Here is a 2,601-nt window from a genome sequence, read left to right as displayed (position 1 = left end):
TTTTCACATTCAATGTCTTTGGTGGACAATACCATCAAAACACCGAAGCTGACTGCCGCCATCAAAGCATAGGTAATGGCGTAATACAAACCTGCAGTAAAGCCGACTGCGCCTGCCATAAACGCCAACAGGATAAAGCCCATGTGCGATACGGTAGAATAGGCAAGCATACGTTTGATATTGGTTTGCATGATGGCGGCAAGGTTACCGACCACCAAAGAAGCAACGGCAAGAATGGCCAACATCGGCGCCCAGTCTGAATGTATGGTACCCATACCGGTAACAAGGATACGGAACGCAAAGACAACGGCGGCGATTTTCGGAGCCGTACCCACAAAGGCGGTAACAGAGGTCGGCGCACCATCGTACACATCGGGTACCCACATATGGAATGGAACCGCACCCAATTTAAATGCAATGGCGACTACGATAAATACCATACCCAATTTCAACAACCATTCATTGGCCTGCTCATTGAAAGCAGAAGCCAAGACGGAAGCAAAATCAAGGGAACCGGTGGCGCCGTAAACCATAGAAATACCATAGAGCAGCAAACCGGAGGCCAACGCGCCCAATACGAAGTATTTCAGCGCGGCCTCGGCAGAGCGGCCGGAGTCGCGGCGCAGGGCAATCATGGCGTACAGCGACAAAGACAACAATTCCAAACCGATATACGCAGTCAAGAAATGTGCCGAGCTGACCATGACGCTCATACCCAACAGGGCAAACAATGACAGGGTGTAAAACTCGCCTTTAAAGATTTGGCGGTCTTGGTTGTACGGTTTACTGTAAATAAACAGACCAAACGTCAGCGCATACAGCACCAGTTTTGCCAAACGGGACATGCCATCTGCAATATACATACCGTGAAAGGCATCGACACTACCCTGCTCCCATACCGCCAATTGGGTGACGGCCACGATGATGACCGTTCCCAAACTCATCAGATGGGTCAGATAGCGGCTTTTATCGCAAATCCACAAGTCTGCCAGCAATACGACACCCAATAGCGCAAGCAGCACGATTTCGGGCATGGCGGGCATTAAATTCAAATCAGACCAGTTCATTTACACACCTCAAATCTTGCTTTGTGCCACATGGGCAATCAAATCGTTTGCCGCTTGATGCACCACTTCGATAAACGCTTGCGGATACAGACCCATGCCCAAAACAGCAACCGCCAAAATCGCCAAAATCGCAAATTCACGGCAATTGATGTCTTTCATTTCGGCAACGTGCGGATTGTGGATTGCACCAAAAATAACGCGTTTGTACATCCACAGGGTATAAGACGCACCGTAAATCAGGGTCATGGCAGCCAACGCACCTACCCAGAAATTCACTTTAACCGCGCCCATAATCACCATAAACTCGCCCACGAAGCCGGAAGTCGCAGGCAGACCGGCATTGGCCATACCGAACAACATCATAAACGCCGCAAACTTAGGCATCACATTGACCACGCCGCCATAATCGGCAATATTGCGGGTATGCAGGCGGTCGTACATCACGCCGATACACATAAACATCGCGGCGGACACAAAACCGTGGGAAATCATTTGAATGATTGCGCCTTTCAATGCCCAGTCATTCAATTGGCCGTTCACAAACAGGAACATGCCCAAAGTGACAAAACCCATATGGCTGATGGAAGAGTATGCCACCAGTTTTTTCATATCGGTTTGCACCAAAGCCACCATACCGATGTAAATCACGGCAATCAGGCTCAATACGATGATTACAGGGGCAAAATAGCGTGCCGCATCCGGCATAATCGGCAGGATAAAGCGCAAGAAACCATACGCACCCAGTTTCAGCGTAATTGCCGCCAACACCATCGAACCGCCGGTCGGCGCTTCAACGTGGGCATCCGGCAACCAAGTGTGCACAGGGAACATCGGCACTTTTACAGCAAATGACAGGAAGAACGCCACAAACAAAAGCTGTTGTACGCCCAACGGAATCTGTTTGATGTTTTGGAAATCGACAATAGAGAAGCTGCCTGTTTGATAGTGCAGGTAAACCATGGCAACCAGCATCAAAAGCGAACCCATCAGCGTATAGAGGAACAGCTTGACCGACGCATAGACGCGGCGCGGACCGCCCCATACACCGATAATCAGGTACAGCGGAATCAGCATACCCTCGAAGAACACATAAAACAGAATCGCATCCTGCGCGGCAAACGCGCCGTTAATCAAACCCGACATCATCAGGAATGCCGCCATATACTGCGCCGGACGTTTCTGAATGACTTCCCAACCGGCCAATACCACCAACAGCGTAATAAACGCATTCAAGATGATAAAGAGCACTGAAATACCATCCACGCCCAATGCGTAGTTGATTTTCAGAAGCGGAATCCACTCGTGGAACTCGGTAAACTGATAGCCGCCGCTCAAACGGTCGAAACCGGTAAACAGGGGCAGCGTTACCAAGAAACCGGCAAGCGCACCCATGAAGGCAAGCACACGCGCCAGCGGCGCACGGCTGTCTTTACCGGTCGCCAAAACCAGCACACCTGCGGCGATGGGTATCCATATTGCCAAGCTGAGTAGGTAGTTGGAAAACATAGTGGTTAACCTGTGGTTAAAATAAAAA

2 protein-coding genes are annotated in these 2,601 nt (G+C 50.1%); both read right to left on the bottom strand.

Going from position 1 to position 2,601, the window contains the following annotated elements:
* Positions 1 to 1,067: NADH-quinone oxidoreductase subunit N (locus tag ACTHUM_RS11410; RefSeq protein WP_440402917.1), on the bottom strand; the 1,067-nt coding region annotated here is incomplete at its 3' end.
* A gap of 9 nt (positions 1,068 to 1,076) precedes the next feature.
* Positions 1,077 to 2,573 carry an NADH-quinone oxidoreductase subunit M gene (locus ACTHUM_RS11405; RefSeq protein ID WP_004519131.1) on the bottom strand — a complete coding sequence of 499 codons (1,497 nt, stop codon included), beginning with the start codon at positions 2,571 to 2,573 and terminating at the stop codon, positions 1,077 to 1,079.
* Between the last annotated feature and the right edge of the window lie 28 nt (positions 2,574 to 2,601).

It is taken from the genome of Neisseria sp. P0021.S006, from assembly GCF_051956895.1.
This window is presented reverse-complemented; position numbering and strand designations above follow the sequence as displayed.

What these genes read in the sequence shown, in the direction of transcription:
- ACTHUM_RS11405 (WP_004519131.1), bottom strand. Translation starts at nt 2,573, where the DNA reads ATGTTTTCCAACTACCTACTCAGCTTGGCAATATGGATACCCATCGCC.